This window comes from Sulfitobacter sp. DSM 110093 (assembly GCF_022788715.1).
Lineage (GTDB): Bacteria > Pseudomonadota > Alphaproteobacteria > Rhodobacterales > Rhodobacteraceae > Sulfitobacter.
Genome location: NZ_CP085167.1, coordinates 1,944,348 through 1,964,263 on the forward strand (window position 1 = coordinate 1,944,348; position 19,916 = coordinate 1,964,263).

General features: G+C 59.4%; 13 protein-coding genes and 1 tRNA gene. 6 read left to right on the plus strand and 8 right to left on the minus strand.

Annotated features, from left to right (window positions below; all coding sequences use genetic code 11):
• The first annotated feature begins 153 nt into the window (after window positions 1-153).
• On the plus strand, window positions 154-1,038 hold the full coding sequence (locus tag DSM110093_RS09530; protein WP_243264819.1) for a 2-dehydro-3-deoxygalactonokinase: 885 nt from the start codon (window positions 154-156) through the stop codon (window positions 1,036-1,038).
• Window positions 1,039-1,050: 12 nt separating this feature from the next.
• Here the strand turns inward: DSM110093_RS09530 and hpaR are convergent, their stop codons facing one another.
• On the minus strand, window positions 1,051-1,521 hold the full coding sequence (gene hpaR / locus DSM110093_RS09535; RefSeq protein ID WP_243264820.1) for a homoprotocatechuate degradation operon regulator HpaR: 471 nt from the start codon (window positions 1,519-1,521) through the stop codon (window positions 1,051-1,053).
• Between the two features lie 186 nt (window positions 1,522-1,707).
• On the opposite strand from hpaR, the gene DSM110093_RS09540 reads away from it, so the two are divergent.
• A complete protein-coding gene (locus DSM110093_RS09540) occupies window positions 1,708-3,111 on the plus strand; it encodes a pyridoxal-dependent decarboxylase (protein ID WP_243264821.1) in 1,404 nt (467 codons plus the stop codon).
• A 3-nt stretch (window positions 3,112-3,114) separates the two neighbouring features.
• Here DSM110093_RS09540 and DSM110093_RS09545 read toward each other — a convergent pair whose 3' ends face one another.
• Complete coding sequence (locus tag DSM110093_RS09545) at window positions 3,115-3,990, minus strand: hypothetical protein (protein WP_243260830.1); 876 nt, start codon at window positions 3,988-3,990, stop codon at window positions 3,115-3,117.
• A 127-nt stretch (window positions 3,991-4,117) separates the two neighbouring features.
• Between DSM110093_RS09545 and DSM110093_RS09550 the strand changes: the two genes are divergently transcribed.
• Window positions 4,118-4,193: transfer RNA gene (locus tag DSM110093_RS09550), tRNA-Thr, on the plus strand.
• A 152-nt stretch (window positions 4,194-4,345) separates the two neighbouring features.
• On the opposite strand, the gene purU is transcribed toward DSM110093_RS09550, so the two are convergent.
• A complete protein-coding gene (gene purU, locus DSM110093_RS09555) occupies window positions 4,346-5,230 on the minus strand; it encodes a formyltetrahydrofolate deformylase (RefSeq protein WP_243264822.1) in 885 nt (294 codons plus the stop codon).
• A gap of 236 nt (window positions 5,231-5,466) precedes the next feature.
• Between purU and egtB the strand changes: the two genes are divergently transcribed.
• Window positions 5,467-6,729: an ergothioneine biosynthesis protein EgtB gene (gene egtB / locus DSM110093_RS09560; RefSeq protein WP_243264823.1), complete on the plus strand. Its 1,263-nt coding sequence runs from the start codon at window positions 5,467-5,469 to the stop codon at window positions 6,727-6,729.
• 48 nt (window positions 6,730-6,777) lie between these two features.
• Here egtB and DSM110093_RS09565 read toward each other — a convergent pair whose 3' ends face one another.
• On the minus strand, window positions 6,778-12,009 hold the full coding sequence (locus tag DSM110093_RS09565) for a DUF11 domain-containing protein (protein ID WP_243264824.1): 5,232 nt from the start codon (window positions 12,007-12,009) through the stop codon (window positions 6,778-6,780).
• Between the two features lie 303 nt (window positions 12,010-12,312).
• On the opposite strand from DSM110093_RS09565, the gene DSM110093_RS09570 reads away from it, so the two are divergent.
• On the plus strand, window positions 12,313-14,820 hold the full coding sequence (locus DSM110093_RS09570; protein WP_243264825.1) for a heavy metal translocating P-type ATPase: 2,508 nt from the start codon (window positions 12,313-12,315) through the stop codon (window positions 14,818-14,820).
• Between the two features lie 9 nt (window positions 14,821-14,829).
• Window positions 14,830-15,225 carry a Cu(I)-responsive transcriptional regulator gene (cueR, locus tag DSM110093_RS09575; RefSeq protein WP_243264826.1) on the plus strand — a complete coding sequence of 132 codons (396 nt, stop codon included), beginning with the start codon at window positions 14,830-14,832 and terminating at the stop codon, window positions 15,223-15,225.
• Between the two features lie 76 nt (window positions 15,226-15,301).
• On the opposite strand, the gene choV is transcribed toward cueR, so the two are convergent.
• From choV to DSM110093_RS09595, 4 genes are all read right to left on the minus strand, one after another.
• Window positions 15,302-16,321: a choline ABC transporter ATP-binding protein gene (gene choV, locus DSM110093_RS09580; protein WP_243264827.1), complete on the minus strand. Its 1,020-nt coding sequence runs from the start codon at window positions 16,319-16,321 to the stop codon at window positions 15,302-15,304.
• Window positions 16,318-17,151, minus strand: a complete 834-nt coding sequence (gene choW / locus DSM110093_RS09585; RefSeq protein ID WP_243264828.1) for a choline ABC transporter permease subunit — start codon at window positions 17,149-17,151, stop codon at window positions 16,318-16,320. The genes choV and choW overlap by 4 nt, the downstream gene beginning before the upstream one ends.
• A gap of 86 nt (window positions 17,152-17,237) precedes the next feature.
• Window positions 17,238-18,158: a choline ABC transporter substrate-binding protein gene (locus tag DSM110093_RS09590; RefSeq protein ID WP_243264829.1), complete on the minus strand. Its 921-nt coding sequence runs from the start codon at window positions 18,156-18,158 to the stop codon at window positions 17,238-17,240.
• 329 nt (window positions 18,159-18,487) lie between these two features.
• Window positions 18,488-19,915: a caspase family protein gene (locus DSM110093_RS09595; protein WP_243264830.1), complete on the minus strand. Its 1,428-nt coding sequence runs from the start codon at window positions 19,913-19,915 to the stop codon at window positions 18,488-18,490.
• Window position 19,916 lies beyond the last annotated feature (1 nt).

A 19,916-nucleotide genomic window follows, 5' to 3' on the forward strand; every position in this document is an offset into this window, starting at 1 on the left:
GGAGCCTAGGCCGAGTCGCCTTTTCGTTCAAGGATAAATATTTTAGGCTTAAAGTAAAATAGCTGGATAGTGTTTCGCCGTCCGGCCTGCACATTGCACCCGTCTCCGGCAGGCCCTATGCGGTATGGGCAATTCACTCAGAGGGGCAGCGCGATGACAGACGCAGCAGCGGCAGAATGGTTGGCGGTAAATTGGCAAGACTGCAGTCTTACGGTTTGGGCGATGCAGGGCAGTTCGGTGCTAGAGAGTGCTACGGCAAACATCGGCGCGCCCCGCGGGACGGACAGCAAAGAGGCGTTCGATGCCGCGCTCAAATCCCTCATCGCATCATGGCAGCTTCCCAACCTGCCCGTCTTCATCGCCGGATTGCCTGCCGGAGGATGGTCCAGTGCTGCGCCGCGCCTGGTGCCCTGCGATGCAACCGCCCCGACCGCCACGCCCTACACGACCGAAAACTTCGCGTTTCAGGTCATCCCGCCCCTGCGCCAACGCGCGCCCAGCGGTTTGCTGCAAGGGGCCGAAACGCGAATCGCGGGGTTTCTTAGCCTCAACAAAGATTGGGACGGGGTCATCTGTCTGCCGGGCATGACATCGGTTTGGGCGCAGGTTAGCGCGGGCGAGGTCGTCAGTTTTCAGACCTTCCTCACCGGTGAGTTGACCGGCCTCCTGGGCGAGGTAGCCCCCGCCGATGACACGGCGCTGGACGATACGGCCTTTGACGAAGCATTGAGCGACGGGTTGTCGCGCCCTGAACGGTTGGCGGCGCGGCTTTCGTCCATCCGCGCTGACCTCACGCTGGGAGAGATCCCGCCCCCCACGGCACAGGCCCGTTTGGCAGGCACATTGATTGGCGCGGAACTAGCAGCGGCACGGCCCTATTGGTTGGGGCAAACTTTGGCCGTGATCGGCGCAGGCACCGAGGCGCGGTTGTATCTACGGGCTTTGGCACAACAGGGTGCACCCGCGACAGAAGCGGATGGTAAACGGATGGCATTGGCCGGGATCTGTGCGGTACGGCGGGCGGCAACCGGGGGCTAAGCGCCCTGCCCGTCAGTCTTTCTTTTGCCCGTCGGTCTTTTTCTGCATATCCAGATTAACGAGGTCTTCGAGCATATCCAGCAGGTCTTCCATCCGCTGCTTGCCGAAACGGGCCTCGAAATCGGAAAATAGCGCCGCGGCATCGCCCGCGTGGTCTTGCAAAATCTGTTGGCCCTGATCGGTGATCGTAACGATGGATTTGCGCCCGTCATCTGGATCACTAGCACGGCTCAGCAGCCCCTCTTGCTCCATCGCGCGCAGCATTCGAGTGAGACTGGGCAGCAGTAGGCAGGCTTCTTGCGCCAGCGCTGTCTGCTCCATTGGGCCGGATTCCTCAACGACACGCAGCACGCGGAACTTCTGTTCCGAGATGCCGCTTTCGTTCAGAATTTCCCGGATCGGGCCCATCACCCTTTCGCGCGCGCGCAGCAGCGCAATCGGCAGGGAGCGGGCCGTGCGGCGCAGGGGGGGCATTGTGGCCATTCTTGACGGTTTCCTGATCGCTACTTACCAAGTCAAAGAGCGCCCAAAAGGGCGTGACGATCACCATAACCGCTGCGGCCCCATTCTTGAAGGGGCCAAACAGAGCGGAACAACAGTGAGACAATACAACAACATGGGGCGGAGAACACGTATGACAACCAAGATTATATGCCAAAGGAGCCGCGGATGAACTGGGAGGATTTCCGCCAGTGGGGCCGCCGTGCGGCCGATTGGGCCGCTGATTACCACGCGGGCCTGCGCAAAGAACCCGTCCGCGCACAGGTCGCCCCCGGTGCCGTGCTCACTGCCCTGCCCGACGCCCCGCCCGAGGGGGCCGAGGCGATGCAGGCGATCTTTGACGATTTTGAACAGACCATCATGCCCGGCATGACCCATTGGCAACACCCTCGGTTCTTTGCGTATTTCCCTGCCAATGCCGCGCCTGTCTCGGTGCTGGCGGAGTATTTCGTCTCTGCCATCGCGGCGCAGTGTATGCTGTGGCAGACCTCTCCGGCGGCGACGGAATTAGAGACCCGCGTTTGCGATTGGATGCGCCAAGCGATCGGTCTGCCCGATGGGTTCACCGGCGTGATCCAAGACAGTGCCAGTTCCGCCACGCTTTGTGCGGTGCTGACGATGCGCGAACGGGCGCTGGATTGGCAGGGCAACAAGGCGGGTCTGTCGGGCCAGCCGCGCCTGCGGGTCTATTGCTCGACCGAGGTGCACACCTCGGTCGACCGCGCCATTTGGATTGCGGGGCTGGGCGAAGAGAACCTTGTGCGCATCCCCACGCACGGCCCAACACGCGCGATGGACGCGAATGCGCTGTGCAACGCCATCGCCGCTGACCGTGCTGCGGGGCATCTGCCTGCGGGTATTATCGCCTGCACCGGTGGCACCAGCGCGGGTGCCAGCGATGACATCGCCGCCGTGATGGATGTGGCCGAGGCCGAGGGGCTTTACACCCATGTTGATGCCGCCTGGGCCGGGTCTGCGATGATCTGCCCTGAGTTTCGCGCCCTTTGGGCAGGGGTGGAACGTGCCGATTCTGTTGTGATGAACCCGCATAAATGGCTGGGCGCGCAGTTTGATTGCACGACCCACTTCCTGCGTGACCCCAAAGATCTGGTGCGCACGCTGGCGATCCAACCTGAGTATCTCAAAACCCACGGCGCGGATGGGATTATGAATTATTCCGAATGGTCGGTCCCACTGGGCCGTCGCTTCCGGGCGCTAAAACTGTGGTTCCTAATCCGCGCCCATGGGTTGGAAGGGTTGCGTGAAATGATCCGCAACCATGTGACATGGGCGCAAGATCTGGCGAAACGGCTGGAACAGACAGACGGGTTTGAGATCGTGACCCAGCCAATGCTGTCGCTCTTCACCTTCCGCCATCTTGCGACCGCAGACCTTGATGCGCATAACCAAGACCTGCTCAATCGCATCAACGATGATGGCCGCATTTACCTGACCCAGACCCGTATCGACGGGGCATTAGTGATCCGCTTTCAGGCAGGCGCCTTCACCGCCACGGCCGAGGATGTGGCCATGGCCTATGAGGTGATCACCGAATTGGCAGGCGCGGGCTGAACCTTAGGGCGCGATCAGGGTAACCCCCGGCATGGCGCGGATAATCTCGACATCCGCGTCATAAAGCGCCGTCATCTGCTCGACCAATTCCTCGGTCCAACCGGGCATGTCGAGCTCCTCTTCGATTTCTTCCTCTAGCGCGTATTTGTCGAGGAAAGCGATAATAACCCGCCGCTTCTGCGCCTCGGACATTTCGGGATGGGTATCAACATAGCCGCGGAAACGCCGCATCCCCTCTTCGGACATGATGGATTGCAGCAGATCAAAGCCGCCTTTGATTTTGGTTTCTGGTGCCAATTCAGCCATCTCGCGGATGATCTGCGCCCAGATCAGCGGCGTATCCTCGTTGCACCAAACGGTGATCGGAATCTCTGGCGCCATTTCGCGCAACTGTTGGATCGTTTCCGACCACCGCAGGTCTGTTGGCCCCCGCTCACCCCAGAATGCTGCCGATGTCTTATCCGCCGCTTTTTCATAAAGCATCGGCACCAGCGACGCGGGGTTTCGGATCGCCATAAAGATGCTGATCTCATCATCTGGGAAGAGCCGGGTCATGCGCCGCATCCGCACAGCGGCGGCGGGGTAAAGCACCCCTTCTTTCAACGCCGTCGCAGGCGAGCGGAAGAAATTGGCGTCCGACAAAATTACCCGATCGGCCTTGCCATCATCCAGAATCGCATCCAGCAACACATCGCGCGCCACATCCGAAGGCTCTGTCTTGTGCATCGCATTGAGCGTGTCGCGAAACAGGTTGCGATAGGTGCTGGGGCCCGGCACCCTGATCCCCGCCTTGGCAAAGTCATCTTGGTTGCGCAGCAGGCATTTCAGCAGCCGCTCGTCCTCTGTAAAATGGACACCTGTGTGTAAAACGAGCTGCATAATACTCCGCTCAACCGCTAAAACCTTGGCGTTGAATAGCCCGTCGCGTGCCCCGTGTAAAATCCGAAAGAATCCGGCAATTCCCCTCTTGCACCCCCCGCGCCATTTCTCTAAATGAGCCCTCAGTGCCCCTATAGCTCAGCTGGTAGAGCAACTGATTTGTAATCAGTAGGTCCGCGGTTCGAGTCCGTGTGGGGGCACCACTTCTTCAAATAGATTAACGATAATTATCTATTGCTTGCAGCAGATAATTTCGCATGCGTCGCCGCCCAATCGCGCGGTCAGCTGCCTTGTCCCTATTAAACTGGGCTGCCAAAGCAGCATGCCCCGCGACCAAACGCGGGGCCGCCTGCCCTTACCCCATACGTTTGGAGCTGTAGCTGCCCGGCGAAGCGGGGAAGACCACGGTTTTATTGCCATTCATGAATACACGGTGGTGGGCGTGGGCATGAATCGCCCGCGCCAAGACGCCCGCTTCGACATCACGGCCCAGCGATACATAATCAGACGCGCTTTGCGATTGGGTGATCCGAACGATGTCTTGCTCAATGATCGGGCCCTCGTCCAGATCAGCAGTCACGTAATGCGAGGTCGCGCCGATCAGCTTCACGCCGCGCTCATAGGCCTGTTTGTAGGGGTTCGCCCCCTTGAATGACGGGAGGAAGGAATGGTGGATATTGATGATCCGGCCCGACATTTTCTGACACATTGCATCCGACAGGATCTGCATGTAGCGGGCCAGCACGATCAACTCCGCGCCGGTTTCTTCCACAATCTCCATGATCCGCGCCTCGGCCTGCGGCTTGTTGTCCTTGGTCACTTTGATGCAGTGGAATGGAATATCGTGGTTCACCACCACCTTTTGGTAATCCATGTGGTTTGAAATCACCGCGACGATTTCGATCGGCAAGGCGCCGATGCGGACCCGGTAAAGCAGATCGTTCAAACAGTGACCAAAGCGCGATACCATGATGACGACCTTCATCGTGGTATCTTGGTCATGGAATTCATAATTCATGCCAAAGGGTTGGGCGACCGCAGCGAATCCTTCGCGCAATGCCTCAAGCGTGGCACCGGTTTCGGCCTCGGCACTAATGCGCATGAAAAACTGGCCGTTATCCGCATCGTCGAACTGCGCGCTGTCGGTGATGTTGCAGCCGGTTTCGGCGATATAATTGGCAATCGCGGCGACGATCCCCCGCTTTGAGGGGCAGGTAACGGTCAGGCAGAACTTGGTCATGGGGCGATCCTTGGGGGCTTTTGAACGGGACGTGATCAGGCGCGGCACCTCTGCGCGTTTACGCAAGAACCGAGTGCAGGGTCAGCGCGGGAAAGGCAAGCCATGCTGCGCTCAGCCCGGGGCCGAAACGGCGTTATACCAAATGGTGAGCCAGTGTGATCGCTTGAAATCTACGCGTCGGCCTTAAGTTTGCCCATAGTGGAACCTGTCCGCGGACCACCAAAGGAGCGCCTAAGATGAACGCCACCCCCCTGCCGATGTCCCCCGATGAGGCTTTGAACCTCTTTACCGCCACCCGCAGCCGGACGCAGGCCTTGGCGGCACCGCTTTGTCCCGAAGATATGATGCTGCAAAGCATGGAGGACGCCTCGCCGGTCAAATGGCATCTGGCCCATACGACGTGGTTCTTTGAGGAATTCATCCTCAAACCTCGGCTGCCTGAGTACATGTCGCCCGATGACCGTTTCGCCGTGCTGTTCAATTCCTACTATGTGCAAGCCGGGCCCCGCCATGCCCGCGACAAACGGGGGCTGGTGTCGCGCCCCGACGGAGATGCCATGCGGGCTTATCGCGACCATGTGGAAAACAGCTTGAACGATCTGATGAATGCCAACCGCGCCGACACGGATGAGATCGCGCAACTGGTGGAACTGGGCTGCCACCACGAAATGCAGCATCAGGAGCTTTTGATCACCGACCTGCTGCATGGGCTAAGCTTCAACCCCCTTTTGCCCACCTATAAAGACCCCGAGCCGCTGGCGGTGACAGATGAAACCCCGTTGAAATTTACCCGACACGCGGGCGGACTGATTGAGGTTGGCCATGACGGGCGCGGCTTTGCCTATGATTGCGAAGGGCCGCGGCACAAGGTGTGGCTCGACCCGTTTGAAATCGCTGACCGCCCAGTGACCAACCGTGAATGGATCGCCTTCATGGAGGATGGCGGTTATGCTGATGCGCGGCTGTGGCTGATGGAAGGCCACGCGGTGGCGCAGCGCGAAAGCTGGGAGCATCCGCTCTATTGGTGGCGACAGGACGGCGCATGGTGGACCTTTAGCCTGCGGGGGGCGCAGCCTGTCGCCCTTGATGCGCCGGTGGTTCACGTCAGCTATTATGAGGCAGAGGCCTTTGCGCGGTGGGCCGGGGGCCGGTTACCCACCGAGGCAGAGCATGAGATCGCGTTTCGCGATGTGCCGATCAGCGGCAATTTGATGGGCGATGCAAATGACCTTGGCGCACTGCGGCCCCTGCCGGGCAAAGGCATTTGGGGCGACGTCTGGGAATGGACCGCCTCTGACTTTGCCCCCTACCCCGGTTTCAGGCCGCCTGAGGGGGCATTGGGCGAATACAACGGTAAGTTCATGGTCAATCAGCGGGTGCTGCGCGGCGGGTCTTGTGCCACGCCAAAGGATCAACTGCGCCCCAGCTACCGGACGTTTTTCTACCCCCATCAGCGCTGGCAAATGATGGGTCTGCGCTTGGCCCGCGATGTGGGCTAAGCGCAGATGCGCCGGGGCATAAAGCGCCCCGGCTAACGTCCAGCCGATCTACTGTATCCCAACCCGGAACTGCACCGCGCCGGTTTCACCGGGTAACATCTCACCTGTGCAATTCCATTCAATCGCGCCCGCATAGCTTGCTACATTGCTCGCAGGACGCACCAGATTGCAATTCAGGTTGGGCGAAACCTGCTGCGGGTCGACAATGGGTTCAGACAGGCTCGTATAGGGCGGGGTCATGTCATAGATCTTTACGTTCGACGCCCGCGTGGTCGCATTGTTGCGCAGATAAATCCGGTAGAGCAGGATATCATTGACACCGCCAAGGTTGGTGGTGCCTTCGACCGTCCCTTGGGTCTCATTCTCGACCGTTTTGCGCAGGTCGATCTGTGTGGACTGCCCCCCGACAGAGATTTCATCGGTATTGCTGGCGGAACTTGTCACCGTGGTGCGGGCGAACGCCGTCGCCGCCAGAACCTGATAGACATAGGTGCTGCCCTGCCCAGCGCCCGAGCCTGCAGAAACACGCGATACGATGCATATGGTTTGCCCGGTGGTGACTGCGATGGGGCCGGTGATTGGCCCATCCAGACTGTCGTCACAACCGACGTCTTGATAGAGCGCCGCGCTAAAGGCACCGGTCGGTGTCGAAGTGGCACCTGCATAGGAGAATGTCACCTGCCCTTCAGACGTGGCGGTATAGATATGCGGTAAGGTTGCCACTTGGCCCTGTGCGACGGTCGTTGTCCGGTCATTCGTCAAGCTGGGCAATTTCAGAAGTCCAATGTCCAACCCCATGCGATTGCCAAAGGCTTCGGGTGTAAAAGTGAATTCACCATCATGCGGGTTGGTATTCACAAGATCGGGCAGATCGGTCGTTGCCTCAGATATCGCGCGGTAGTCATTGGCCGGAATTGCGCGGATCGTGATTTCCCCACTGTAGGCGCCTGAAAGACCATAGTTCCATGTACCGTCCGTCGCCACGCCGGGTGTCGCCAGCACCGCGCCACCGCTGTCTAGAATTTCCAAAACCGCCGATGACACCCCGCCTTCGCTGCCGTTCAGCAAAGCATCATGCGCGGTGCCGCCGCCTGCCCCATTGTCGATAAAGACACGGCCCGACATGATCCGCTCTCCGGTGACGAGGTTCACGGAATAAGATGCTTCGTCATCATCAGGCAGTTGGTCGAAAAGGTCGTCGGTCAACGGCCCGGTGGTTGGATCACTGTCCGGGTCCGGCAGAGAACTATAGATGATTTCGGCCTGATTGGTGAAATCACCGTCGCCAAGCACGGTGGTCGTGATGGTGAGGGTTTCACTGGCTCCGCTGAGCAATTCATCCACAAACCACAATCCGGTGTCGGGATCATACGTATCCCCAGTCGACGGCGCATCGTCAGAGACATAGGCAAATCCGCTGGGAATCTGGTCAATTACTTTCACACCGGAAGGTGAGCCACCGCTGACATTGGTGATTGTGATGATCCAGTCAATCGTGTCGCCTTCTGATACGTTGGTGATCGGCGTCGTGGTGCCGGTTGCAGCGGCGACCTTGCTAAGTTCAAGGTCACTGCCCGCCGGGTCAAATCCGAAGTCTTGGTCAGTGGTGACGCTATTGCCTGAAACCCCCACCCCGATCAGTGGATTAGACGTGCCGATTGTCGCCCCGGAAGGCAGATCAGGGTCAGCCTCATCAAGCGCCACGCGGTAGGTGGTGCTGACCAGAAGATCGCCCACCGCATAAGTCCCATCGGCCGCCGTGTCGGTCGTGACAAGAAACACATCATCTGCGGTATTGGCCGGCGTGCCGTTATCGTCATAGATCGAAATGCCCACGCCCGCCCCGAGATTGGTCTCGCCATTGTCCCTCACATCAGAGGCATCTGCGTCCTCATAGATATTGCCCGAAATCCCGCCCAAAGGGATTGGTGCTGGCCCCCGGCAAGAGATGCCATCGCTGCGCCCGCCTTCGTCAAAGGCGACGGTTGAGATTAGTTGGGCCGCACCCGTGGTTGTGGAAATGACGAAAAGGTCGTTGGTGGTGTTCGAGTCGCCATAAAGCCTACCGTCGCCGTCAAACCAGAGCGCATCGAATACGCCAGCATAGATGGCCGGTCCAATCGCTTGGGGTGTCACATTACTCGGAACGCCGCTATTGACCGCTGCACGGAACAGAAAGCCTGAGATTTGATCAATCCCATACATGATGCCGTCAACGGGATTGTAGGCGATGTCGTCCGGGTTAACGCTGATGTTGAGACTTATCTGCCCTACGGCAACAGGCGCGGCAGGATTGGTCAAATCCACGATCTGCCATGTGGTCGCGCCCGCTTCATAGATCATTCGACCATTGGGCAGAATATCGCCCGCATTGCGCGCAGCACTCGCGCCAAAAATATCGCCGAAGTTGGTGATGTTACCCGCACCGTCGATCCGGTAGAGCCTACGGGTGCCCTGATCCACGCCATAGATATAGCCATCCAGCGCGTTATACCCCCATGCCCCATCCCGGTTAGCCCCGATAGAGCCTGAGGAATCCACGGTTGTTGAATAGCTGCCGCCGCTATCTCGAAAAGTCATTCGCACGAGGGCCGAAGGGCTATCGACCACCGCGTAAAGTGATGCGTCGCAGGTCAAAGGCGGCGGATCGTTGGAAATGATAAGTTGATAGTCTTCCACCTCCCCCTCAAAGGCGGTAACAAGCCCCGTACTGTCTGTTGACCAGCGGAAACGGGCATAGGTTGGCAAGGTCGTGGCATTGGCAGGCACCGCCACCTCGAAAAGGATCGACCCATTGGTTGAGCCATCCTTATCAAGCAAATCGCCATCTTGCAGATTTAGGGCCACCTGTTCCCCGGCTTGGGCAAAGGTGCCATCCCCGTTGAAATCGATGAATGCTTGTAAATAAGACGATCTCGCTGCGGCGCTTAAATCGCTGACAGTAACTGTAATCTCCGCCAGCCCGCCACGATAGAACTGCGGCAGAACCACCCCGTCTTCGTCATCCGACCCATTAACATCATCGCCCGTGGCCCCAACCGAGTTTTGCGGCAGCAGATCAATATCCGGCGGATTGGTTCCCAGATATATTTCTGGCGCGCCGGGGCCTTCAATGATGTGCTGCGGATCGCCATAGCTCGCCGGGGCATCGCCACGGTCGGCGTCAGGCGGTGTCTTGATGGTAATGCCATAGTCTTCGACTTCCCCATCCGGGGCAGCAATGATGGCATCCAACCCAATCGCCGAAGACCACCGCAAGCGGACGAATGTCGGCGTCAGCACGGCCGTCACCGGAACGCTTACTGGGAAGGAAATCTGACCATTTACCGCTCCGTCAAGGTCCTGAGGGCCGCCATCTTGGATATTGGTCGCAACCTGATCGCCAACGAAGATGCCATCCCCGCCAAAATCGACGAATGCCTGAAGATATCCATTGCCGGGCGTAGGCTCATTCACGGCCACGGTCACCGTGCGGGTCAAATCCCCGTAAAGCTGAGGAAATGCCTCTTCGCTTTCGTCGTCTGAGCCGTCTAGATCATCGCCGGTCCCATCAATGGAGTGCTGCGGCGAACCGTCCCCATCACCATTGAGCGCGCCAATCCAATATTGCGCGGTGTCGGCATGTTGGGGGTCGCCATAGGTGATCGGTGCGTCGCCCCGGTCAGGACCAGAGCCAGCGTAGATCGTCGTCGGATCATCGCGCCCTTCACCTGGGCCGTTTGAGGGGGTGCCATACCCATCGCCGGGATTTTCCGAGTCTGACAGATCAGACACATTTGTTCCACCCGGCGTCTGGGCTGTCACCTCTGCTTGGTTTGTAATCGTGGTGTCTAGATCTTCGGGCACCAGCGTATAGGTCGCGGTATAGACGGCCCTTTCCCCAACCAAGAGCGTGCCTTCGGGGGACAAGGATGTCGCGGCCTGAAAGGTGATGACGGGCTGTACCCCTTTGCCGCTGAACTGCGTCTCTTGCAGTTGCACATTGGTCAGATCGACATTGCCAAAGTTCTCAGCCGTAAAGACATAAGCAATCGTTTCGCCTGCATCGGCATAGCCGTTCAAGTTTAGATCCACCAATTGCGCCAACTTTAGCAGACCGAGAGACCCCACATCAATCGAGACTTCCGCAGGGGCGGAATAGGCCTGCGGTTCGCTGGGTAAGACGATGGGCGATTGGTAGCGGTAATTTATCGGCGTCGGCGCCGCAAAGAAGGCCGCGAAGGGGGTAAAGGTCAGCTCTCCGGTTAGGTCCTCATAGCTCCATGTCCCTTCGCCCAGCACCTCAAATCCAACGCGGTGCCCTTGGGAATCGGTCACGATATTCAGCGCACCGGTCGGAGGAATCAGATCAATGGCCTGCTTGGCGTATTCACTCGGCTCGCCGGAATTATTGGCAGGGGCATTGTTGTTTTCGGTCGCGACACTGTCGTTGAACAAGATGTTCACCACGACCGGCTCCCCCAAGACCTGCTCTTTTAGATCGTCCTGCAACAGCGGCGCTTTGAAGTCGCCGCATTGAAGGTCATAGGTCTGCGCCTCATCATAGGTTGGATTGGAAAGCAGCACGAGGAAGCCATTGTTCGCGGTACGGCCAAAGTTGAAAGTGGAGGCCTGCGGGTAGAAAATCTCAAGCCCGGACACCGGTTGGTTGCTGTAAGGGCGATCTCCGGCGAGGTAGAAAACCTCCGTCCCAAGGTTCGCATCCGGCCCTTCGATATAGCCGCGATAGGTGGTTGCGCTTCGGTCAACCCTGACGAATTCGACCGAGCCTTCGCAGACATTCACATAGACCTGTTCGTTCACTGGCCCGTCGATGTCATTAATCTGAAAGAAAACATCGGCCACCACTGGCACGCCGCCGGAATTGGTCGCGATGTTATGGGTGCCCGCCTCATAGAGGTAAAAATCCATAAAATGTGGATCTTGCCCAGTTGAGGTAACCTGGATCTGGCCGTTGCCGGTGGTGAATACATGGTCCCGGCCCGCGAAGGCCATCTCGGCCACGATATCGACAGCCACACTGCCGACAGTGCCCGCGTTGGACCACAATGCACGCTCCCCAACACCGGCGCCAACCACGGCGGGCAAACCAACAGGGTTAAGGATCAATTGCTGCGCAAGCGCGGCCCGTGTCGCCAGCGAAAGCGGCAAGAGCGACAAAAGCGTGGCAAAGATCAAACGCAGCAGGGGCGCCTTTACAGCGCACCAGCGGAGACTGACGGCCACACACTGTAGAATGCGCGTCAAAAACAGAACAATCAGATGAAACTTAGAATGCATTTCTGTGCCCACTACCTTTGAAACAACCTACCGACAAAGCGAGTTGGGATCAGTTGCGCAGGAAGGTATTAAGATATGCTTCAGGCCATAGCGGCGGCGTGATGGGCGCGGCGCTCATTCAGAAGAATAGGTTGTTTTCTCCCAAATATTGCATGGCTTGGCGCAGTTCTTGTGATTTTCAGCAGATCATACACCATGATTCTCCATCCTCTCTGCCCCCCGCTATCTTTTTCAAGCTAAGGCCTTGACCCTCCAGCAACTGGAACCCCCATATCAGGGTTAATGAAGAAAAGAGGGCCAGAGATGGACAAGGCAGAAACACTCACTTTTGGCGTGCAAAACATGAGTTGCGCGTCCTGTGTTGGACGGGTGGAAAAGGCGCTGAACACGGTTAATGGGGTGCGCGATGTGCGGGTGAACCTCACGGCGGAAACTGTGCGGATCGCGACGGCGCCGGGGTTCGATGCGGCAAAAGTCGCGGCTGCATTGAGACAGGCGGGTTACCCGGCCCGCACGGCTACGCATCGTTTGAGGCTGTCCAATATGACCTGCGCGTCCTGCGTGGGCCGTGTGGAACCTGCGCTTTTGGCGGTGCCGAGCGTGATCTCGGCCTCCGTCAACCTTGCGAGCGAAGAGGCCCAAATTGAGGTTTTGGCGAACGCCAATCTGCTGTCCACCCTGCATGATGCAGCGGCGCAGGCGGGCTATCCCGCAGCCGCCGACACGCAAGATGCAGGCAGCCCCGATGCGGCAGCCCGAAAGGAAGCAGAGGCGACGCACCTCAGACAAATGACCGTACTGGCAGCCTTATTAACCCTACCCGTCCTTTTGCTTGAAATGGGCGGCCACCTGATCCCGGCGTTCCACATTTGGATCGCTGAAAGCATCGGGATGGCGACAAGTTGGTTCCTTCAATTTGCCCTCACCACCCTCGTTCTGGCTTGGCCCGGGCGACATTTCTATAGCAAGGGTCTGCCCGCCTTGCTAAAAGGCGCGCCGGATATGAATTCGCTGGTGGCGCTCGGCTCAGGCGCAGCGTGGCTCTTTTCGGTGACCGCCCTTTTTGCGCCGGGACTGCTACCGGAAGGCAGCCGCGTGGTCTATTTTGAAGCCGCGGCAGTAATTGTGACGTTGATCTTGCTGGGCCGCACTCTTGAGGCCCGCGCCAAGGGGCGCACCGGGGCGGCGATTGCCAAACTGATGGGCCTGCGCGCCAGCAGCGCAAGGGTCGAACGGGACGGCACGGTCATTGAGCTGCCCATTGATGAGATCATTGCGGGCGACATCATCCACCTGCGTCCCGGCGAAAAGATCGCCACCGACGGCGTTGTTGTTGCGGGCCAATCCTACGTCGATGAAAGCATGATCACGGGCGAGCCTGTCCCGGTTGAGAAAGCCATGGGCACAGAGGTTGTCGGCGGCACGGTCAATGGCACCGGCAGCCTTACGTTTCGTGCGACCAAAGTCGGCGGCGACACGATGCTGGCGCAGATCATCCGCATGGTCAAAGAGGCGCAGGGCGCAAAATTGCCCATTCAGGACTTGGTCAATCGCATCACCCTGTGGTTCGTTCCCGCCGTGATCGCCGTCGCGCTGGTGACCTTTGGGGTCTGGCTCGCCTTCGGCCCCTCGCTCAGCCACGCCTTAGTGGCGGCGGTGGCGGTGCTGATCATCGCCTGCCCCTGTGCGATGGGTCTGGCCACACCGACCTCCATCATGGTGGGCACCGGACGCGCGGCGCAATCGGGCGTGCTCTTCCGTCAGGGCGATGCGCTGCAAAGCCTGCAAAGCGTCAAGACCGTAGCGCTGGACAAGACCGGCACGCTGACCAAGGGCAAGCCCGAACTCACCGATCTGGTGCTGATGGACGACCTGACCGAAGATGAGGTGCTGCCCCTGATCGGCGCGGTCGAGGCCCGCTCGGAACACCCCATCGCCCAAGCCATCGTGCGCCGGGCAAAGGCCACGGGCACCTTGCCAAGCAACGTTAGCGATTTCCAATCCCACACCGGTTTTGGCGTCAGCGCGACGGTGCTGGGCCGTAAGGTTACCTTGGGTGCGGACCGCCTGATGATCCGCGACGGGATTGGTTTGGGCGACACCGGGCGGATCGCGTCAGAGATGGCAAAGGCCGGGAAAACCCCGCTCTATGCCGCTTTGGACGGGAAACTCGCCGCTGTGATCGCCGTGGCCGACCCGATTAAACCCGGCACGCCAGAAGCCATCGCGGGGCTGCACGACCTTGGTCTTGATGTAGCGATGATTACTGGTGACAACCGGGGCACCGCAGATGCTATCGCAGCGCAACTGGGCATTGATCGGGTCGTCGCCGAAGTGCTGCCAGACGGCAAAGTGGCCGCAATCGACAAGTTGAGAGAGGGCGGCAACCGCATCGCCTTCGTCGGTGACGGCATCAACGACGCACCCGCCTTGGCGCAGGCCGATGTGGGGCTTGCCATCGGCACCGGCACCGACGTGGCGATTGAGGCCGCAGATGTGGTGCTGATGTCGGGCGACCTGCGCGGCGTGGTCAATGCCATCGACGTGAGCCAGCGCAGCATGGCGAATATCCGGCAGAACCTCTTTTGGGCCTTTGGCTACAACGTGCTGCTGATCCCGGTCGCCGCGGGTGCATTCTATCCGCTGACCGGCTGGCTTTTGTCGCCCGCTCTGGCCGCCGGAGCGATGGCCCTGTCGAGCGTTTTCGTCCTCAGCAATGCCCTGCGCCTGCGCTGGATTGCCGCCCCCTTGGCCGAAAACGCAACCTCAGAAAAAGAACCACGGGCCGCCGCCCCCGTGGCGGCAGAATAGGAGCGCATTATGAACATCGGAGAAGTCTCACAACATACGGGCCTGCCGCCGAAAACCATCCGCTATTACGAAGATATCGGGCTGGTCAAACCGCTGCGGGACGCCAACGGCTACCGCGCCTTTCGCGAAAGTGAGATGCACAAGCTGGCCTTTCTGGGCCGTGCCAGAACCTTGGGGTTCAGCATTGACGATTGCCGCAATCTGCTGGCGCTATGGGAGGATAAGAACCGCGCAAGTGCCGACGTGCGCGTGATTGCCAAAGAGCATCTGGCGCAGATCGAGGCCAAGATCAGCGGCCTGCAAGACATGCGCGACACGCTGAGCACGCTGGTCCGCGACTGCGCCGGGGATGATCGACCCGATTGTCCGATCCTAAAGACCTTGGGCACCGCAGCGGCCACATAACCACCGCTTTCAATAGAAAAAGGCGCCGCCCAGCCAATCTGAGCGGCGCCTTTTTGCGTTCAACTCAGACCAAAGCCTAGGCTTTGAGACGGTCCACGATACTATGCGCGGTGACCGTCCCGATCTGTGCGCCGTCTTCCATGACGGCAATCGCGGCATCGGCCCCACGCAGACGGTCCATCAATTCGCGCACCGGTGTCTCGGCTGTGGTTTCGCCTTGGGTGGCAGCACCGTCATCCGCGCCCATCACGTCGCGCGCGGTCAGAACTTCCAACGGGTTCATATTGGCCACGAACTCCGCCACATAGTCCGATGCAGGGTTCGAGAAAATCTCGCGCGGGGTGCCGATCTGCACGATGCGTCCCCCTTCCATAATGGCAATGCGCCCGCCCAGCTTGAAGGCTTCGTCAAGATCGTGGCTCACGAAGATGATTGTGCGGTTCAGCTCACGTTGCAGATCCAACAGCTCATCTTGCAACCGCGTACGGATCAACGGGTCAAGCGCCGAGAATGGCTCGTCCATCAGCAGGATCGGCGCTTCCGTGGCAAAGGCGCGGGCAAGACCCACACGCTGCTGCATCCCGCCCGAAAGCTCGCCCACCTTGCGGTCGGCCCAATCGCTGAGGCTCACCAATTTTAACTGCCGCTCTGCCCGTTCCAGCCGCTCGGCCTTGGGGACATTCGACAGTTCCAACCCAAGCGCCACATTGTCGCGCACCGTGCGCCATGGCAGCAGGCCGAACTGCTGAAACACCATCGACACGCATTCACGGCGCACGCGGCGCAGCTCGGCGGCATTGCTGGCGTGGATGTCGCAAGACCAGTTCTCATCATGCACATGCACCGTGCCGCGCACCATTGGGTTGAGCCCATTCACCGCACGCAAAAGCGTCGATTTGCCCGAGCCCGAAAGCCCCATCAGCACAAGGATCTCGCCATTCTCGACGGTGAGCGAGCAATCATGCACGCCCAGCACCTGCCCGGTCGCCGATTCAATCTCGGCGCGGCTCTGGCCTTCGTCCATCAGCGGCAGAGCCTTTTCAGGCTTGTCGCCAAAGACGATGGATACGTTGTCGAATTCTACTGCTTTATTCATTTCCGTCCCACCCGCAGGATACGGTCGAGCATGATCGCCACGACGACGATCACCAACCCGGATTCAAATCCCAAGCCTGTGTTCACTTGGTTCAAGGCACGCACCACCGGCACGCCCAAGCCATCTGCCCCGACAAGTGCGGCGATCACCACCATCGACAGCGACAGCATGATGGTCTGGTTCAGACCCGTCATGATCTGCGGCAGCGCATAGGGCAGTTCAATTTTCCAAAGGGTCTGGCGCGGTTTGGCACCAAACGCCTGCGCGGCCTCAAGCAGCGCCTTGGGGGTCGAAGAGATGCCCAATTGCGTCAGCCGGATCGGCGCGGGCAGAACAAAGATCACCGTGGCAATCAGACCCGGCACCATACCGATGCCGAAAAAGACAATCGCAGGGATCAGATAGACGAAGGTTGGCAACGTCTGCATGAGATCAAGCACGGGGGCCACCCAAGCATAAAGCCGGGGCCGATGCGCCACGGCGATGCCAATCGGCACACCCACACCCATACAGACCACACAGGCCGAGAGAACCAGCGTCAGGCTCTCCATCGTTTCTTCCCAGTAGTCTTGGTTAAGAATAAACAGGAAGCCCAGCACAACAAAGGCCACGGTCTTCCAATTGCGCTGGATGCCCCAAGTGATCGCGGCGAAGACGGCGATCAGGATCAGCGGATGCGGGGTTTGCAGCACCCAGAGGATCGCGTCGATCAGCCGTTCCATCAGGTCCGACAGCCCGTCAAAGAACCACGCCCCGTTTGATTGCAGCCAATCCAGCGCGTCTTCGGCCACATCGGCCACGGGGATCTTGTTTTCTGTCAGCCAGTCCATGTCAGTCCTTCAGGATTGGAGAATTGCGCATGAGAATGACCCGCCCCATCGCTTTGGGGCGGGTCTTTTCCATCATATCGCGATGATCACTTCAGCGAAGCGACAGCTTCCATCGCGTCGCCACCGTCGACGGTGGTCACACCGTCCAGCCAAGTGCTGAGCACGTCGGAGTTCGCTTTGATCCAAGCGGCGGCCGCCTCTTCCGGCTTTTCGCCGTCATCAAGGATCGCGCCCATGATCTCATTCTCCATCTCAAGCGTAAACTCGAGGTTGTTCAGGAATTTACCAAGGTTCGGGCATTCATCAACAAAACCGGCGCGGGTGTTGGTATAGACCGTCGCACCACCCAGATCGGGGCCGAAGTAGTCATCGCCGCCCTCCAGATAGGTCAGATCGAAGTTGGCGTTCATCGGGTGCGGTTCCCAACCGAGAAAGACAACGGGCTCTTCCTTGCGGGTGGCACGCTGCACTTGGGCCAGCATCCCCTGCTCGGAGGATTCAACGACTTCGAACTCGCCCAGCTCAAATGCATTCTCGTCGATCATCGACTGGATCAGGCGGTTGCCGTCATTGCCGGGCTCGATGCCATAGATTTCACCTTCCAGCGCATCCGCGTTGGCGGCGATGTCGGCGAATGTCTTGATGCCCATGTCGGCGGCGGCTTTGTTCACGGCCAGCGTGTATTTCGCGCCTTCAAGGTTGGCGCGCACGGTGTCGACGCTGCCTTCTTCGCGGTATTTCGCAATGTCGCCTTCCATGGTGGGCATCCAGTTGCCCAGAAACACGTCGATGTCACCCGAGGCCATGGAGGTGTAGGTCACCGGCACGGCGAGGATCTTGGTCTCGGTATCATAGCCAAGCGCGTCCAGCACGACAGAGGCGGCGGCGGTGGTCGCTGTGATATCGGTCCAACCCACGTCGGAGAAGGTGACTTCGTTGCATTCAGCAGCAGCCAGCGAGGTCGCGGCGACCGTCGCCAGAGCGGATGTCATAAGCAGTTTTTTCATTGGTGTTCTCCCCAGAGAAGTTTTTATTGACTGATGCGCCAATCAAAAGCCATCGGCCACGATATTGCAACCGGATTAATTTTGCCAACTTACTGGAGGGCAAAAAGCAATACTACATGATTCAAAGCTCACTCCCGCGTGGCTATTTTGGGGCGCAGAACCGGGGTGACATTTTGGTCCGCACCCGGCTCAGGCTCGGCATCTATTTCAGGGGGGGCTTCGCCTGAGGTGGCGCGCTCTTGGGGCGGCGTCCCCTCAGATTTGGCAGTGTCTGACACAAGCGCTTCTGCCGGGTCATCCTCTTGTGTTTCTGCAATGGTTTCAGGAACTTATTTCTGTGGCCCCTCTAAAGCCAAGCCAAAGGCCGCACGGATTGCGGCCTGGGTTCCGGCACCATATAGCCCGTCGATCGCACCCTCATAGAACCCGAAATCCGAAAGCTTGCGCTGCAAAGCTTTGCGGGTATCGCTGTCGAACAGGTTCGGCTCTTCCTGCATTAATCCAAGCAGCGTTCCATCCCCCGCCCGCAGCGCGCGATAGAGGTAAAGCGCCGCATCCGCCGCCCCACGTCCAGACACTTTGCCATCGTCGATCATCGCGGCAAAGTTGAACATGGCCGCCGGGTGCCGCCTATCGGCTGCGCGGCGGAAATAATCCAGCGCCAGTTCGGAATTGGCCTGCTGCCCCAATGCGCCCTGTAGATGAATGAAGCCCAAATCGTTCAGAGCAGCAGCATGCCCCCGTTCGGCCGCTGCTTGGTAAAGCTGTAGGGCACGCCTCTGATCCTGTGCAACGCCCAGACCCTGTTCGTAAAGCTGCGCCAGTTGAAACCGCGCCTCGGGCGATCCGGTTGCCACGGCCTGTTGAAGGAGTTCCGCAGCGGTTTGCGGGTCATACCGCCGATCGTCCTTATCGCTCAGGATCCCAGCCAGTCCAAGCTGAGATCGGGTATCCCCCCGCTGTGCCAAACTCGCCAAATCTGCGGCTTGGTCATCACTCAGGCTCGACCATGCGGGGCGCGGCCCGTTTGATCCGTCTGCCCGCTCGCTCCTGCCGATAAAGGTCGGGATGGGGTTCAGCCGTCCAAAGCGTCGCACAGAAAGCTTGCCACCGCTTTGGCTGCGCAGATCGGCGCGGAATCGGTCCAACATGGTGCCTATCTCTACCTCTGGCTCTGACAATGCGTCGGCCAATGTGGCCGCGAAAATGCTCGGGCTTTGACCGCTGTCATCGCAGTACCCAACCTCGCCGGATGTGATGACCAACGTGCCTTGGCGCGGCTCTGGCGGGGGCAGCGACGATGTCGACTGAAGCGGGGCTGCATGGCAGTTGTCGAGCACCACGAGCCGTATCTGGCGCGCCTTACCCACCGCGCGCAGCAGCGCTGGCAGGGCCACCCCCTCGCCCCGAAGCGCAGAGGCCGGAGCCATCGGCGCACCAATTGGAAGCAGAAAACTTTCCCCGCCCGAGGCGATCCGGCGACCTGCATAATAGATCACGGCGATATCCGCCGTTTCCGCCTGGAAGGCGAAATCAGAAAGCGCTTTTTTAAGCGCCTCGCTTTCAGCATCAATCAGCGTGGTAACATCAAATCCTTGTCCCTCAAGCGCGGCAGTCAGGGCGGCGGCATCCTCGCGCGGTCCGTCGGGTACCGCAGCGCCTTCATAGGCGGCCATACCGATCACCATCGCCACACGGTCTTGGGCCGCTGCCGCAAGAGGCAGGGTCAGCATTAGCAGGATCGCAGTTAGACGCATT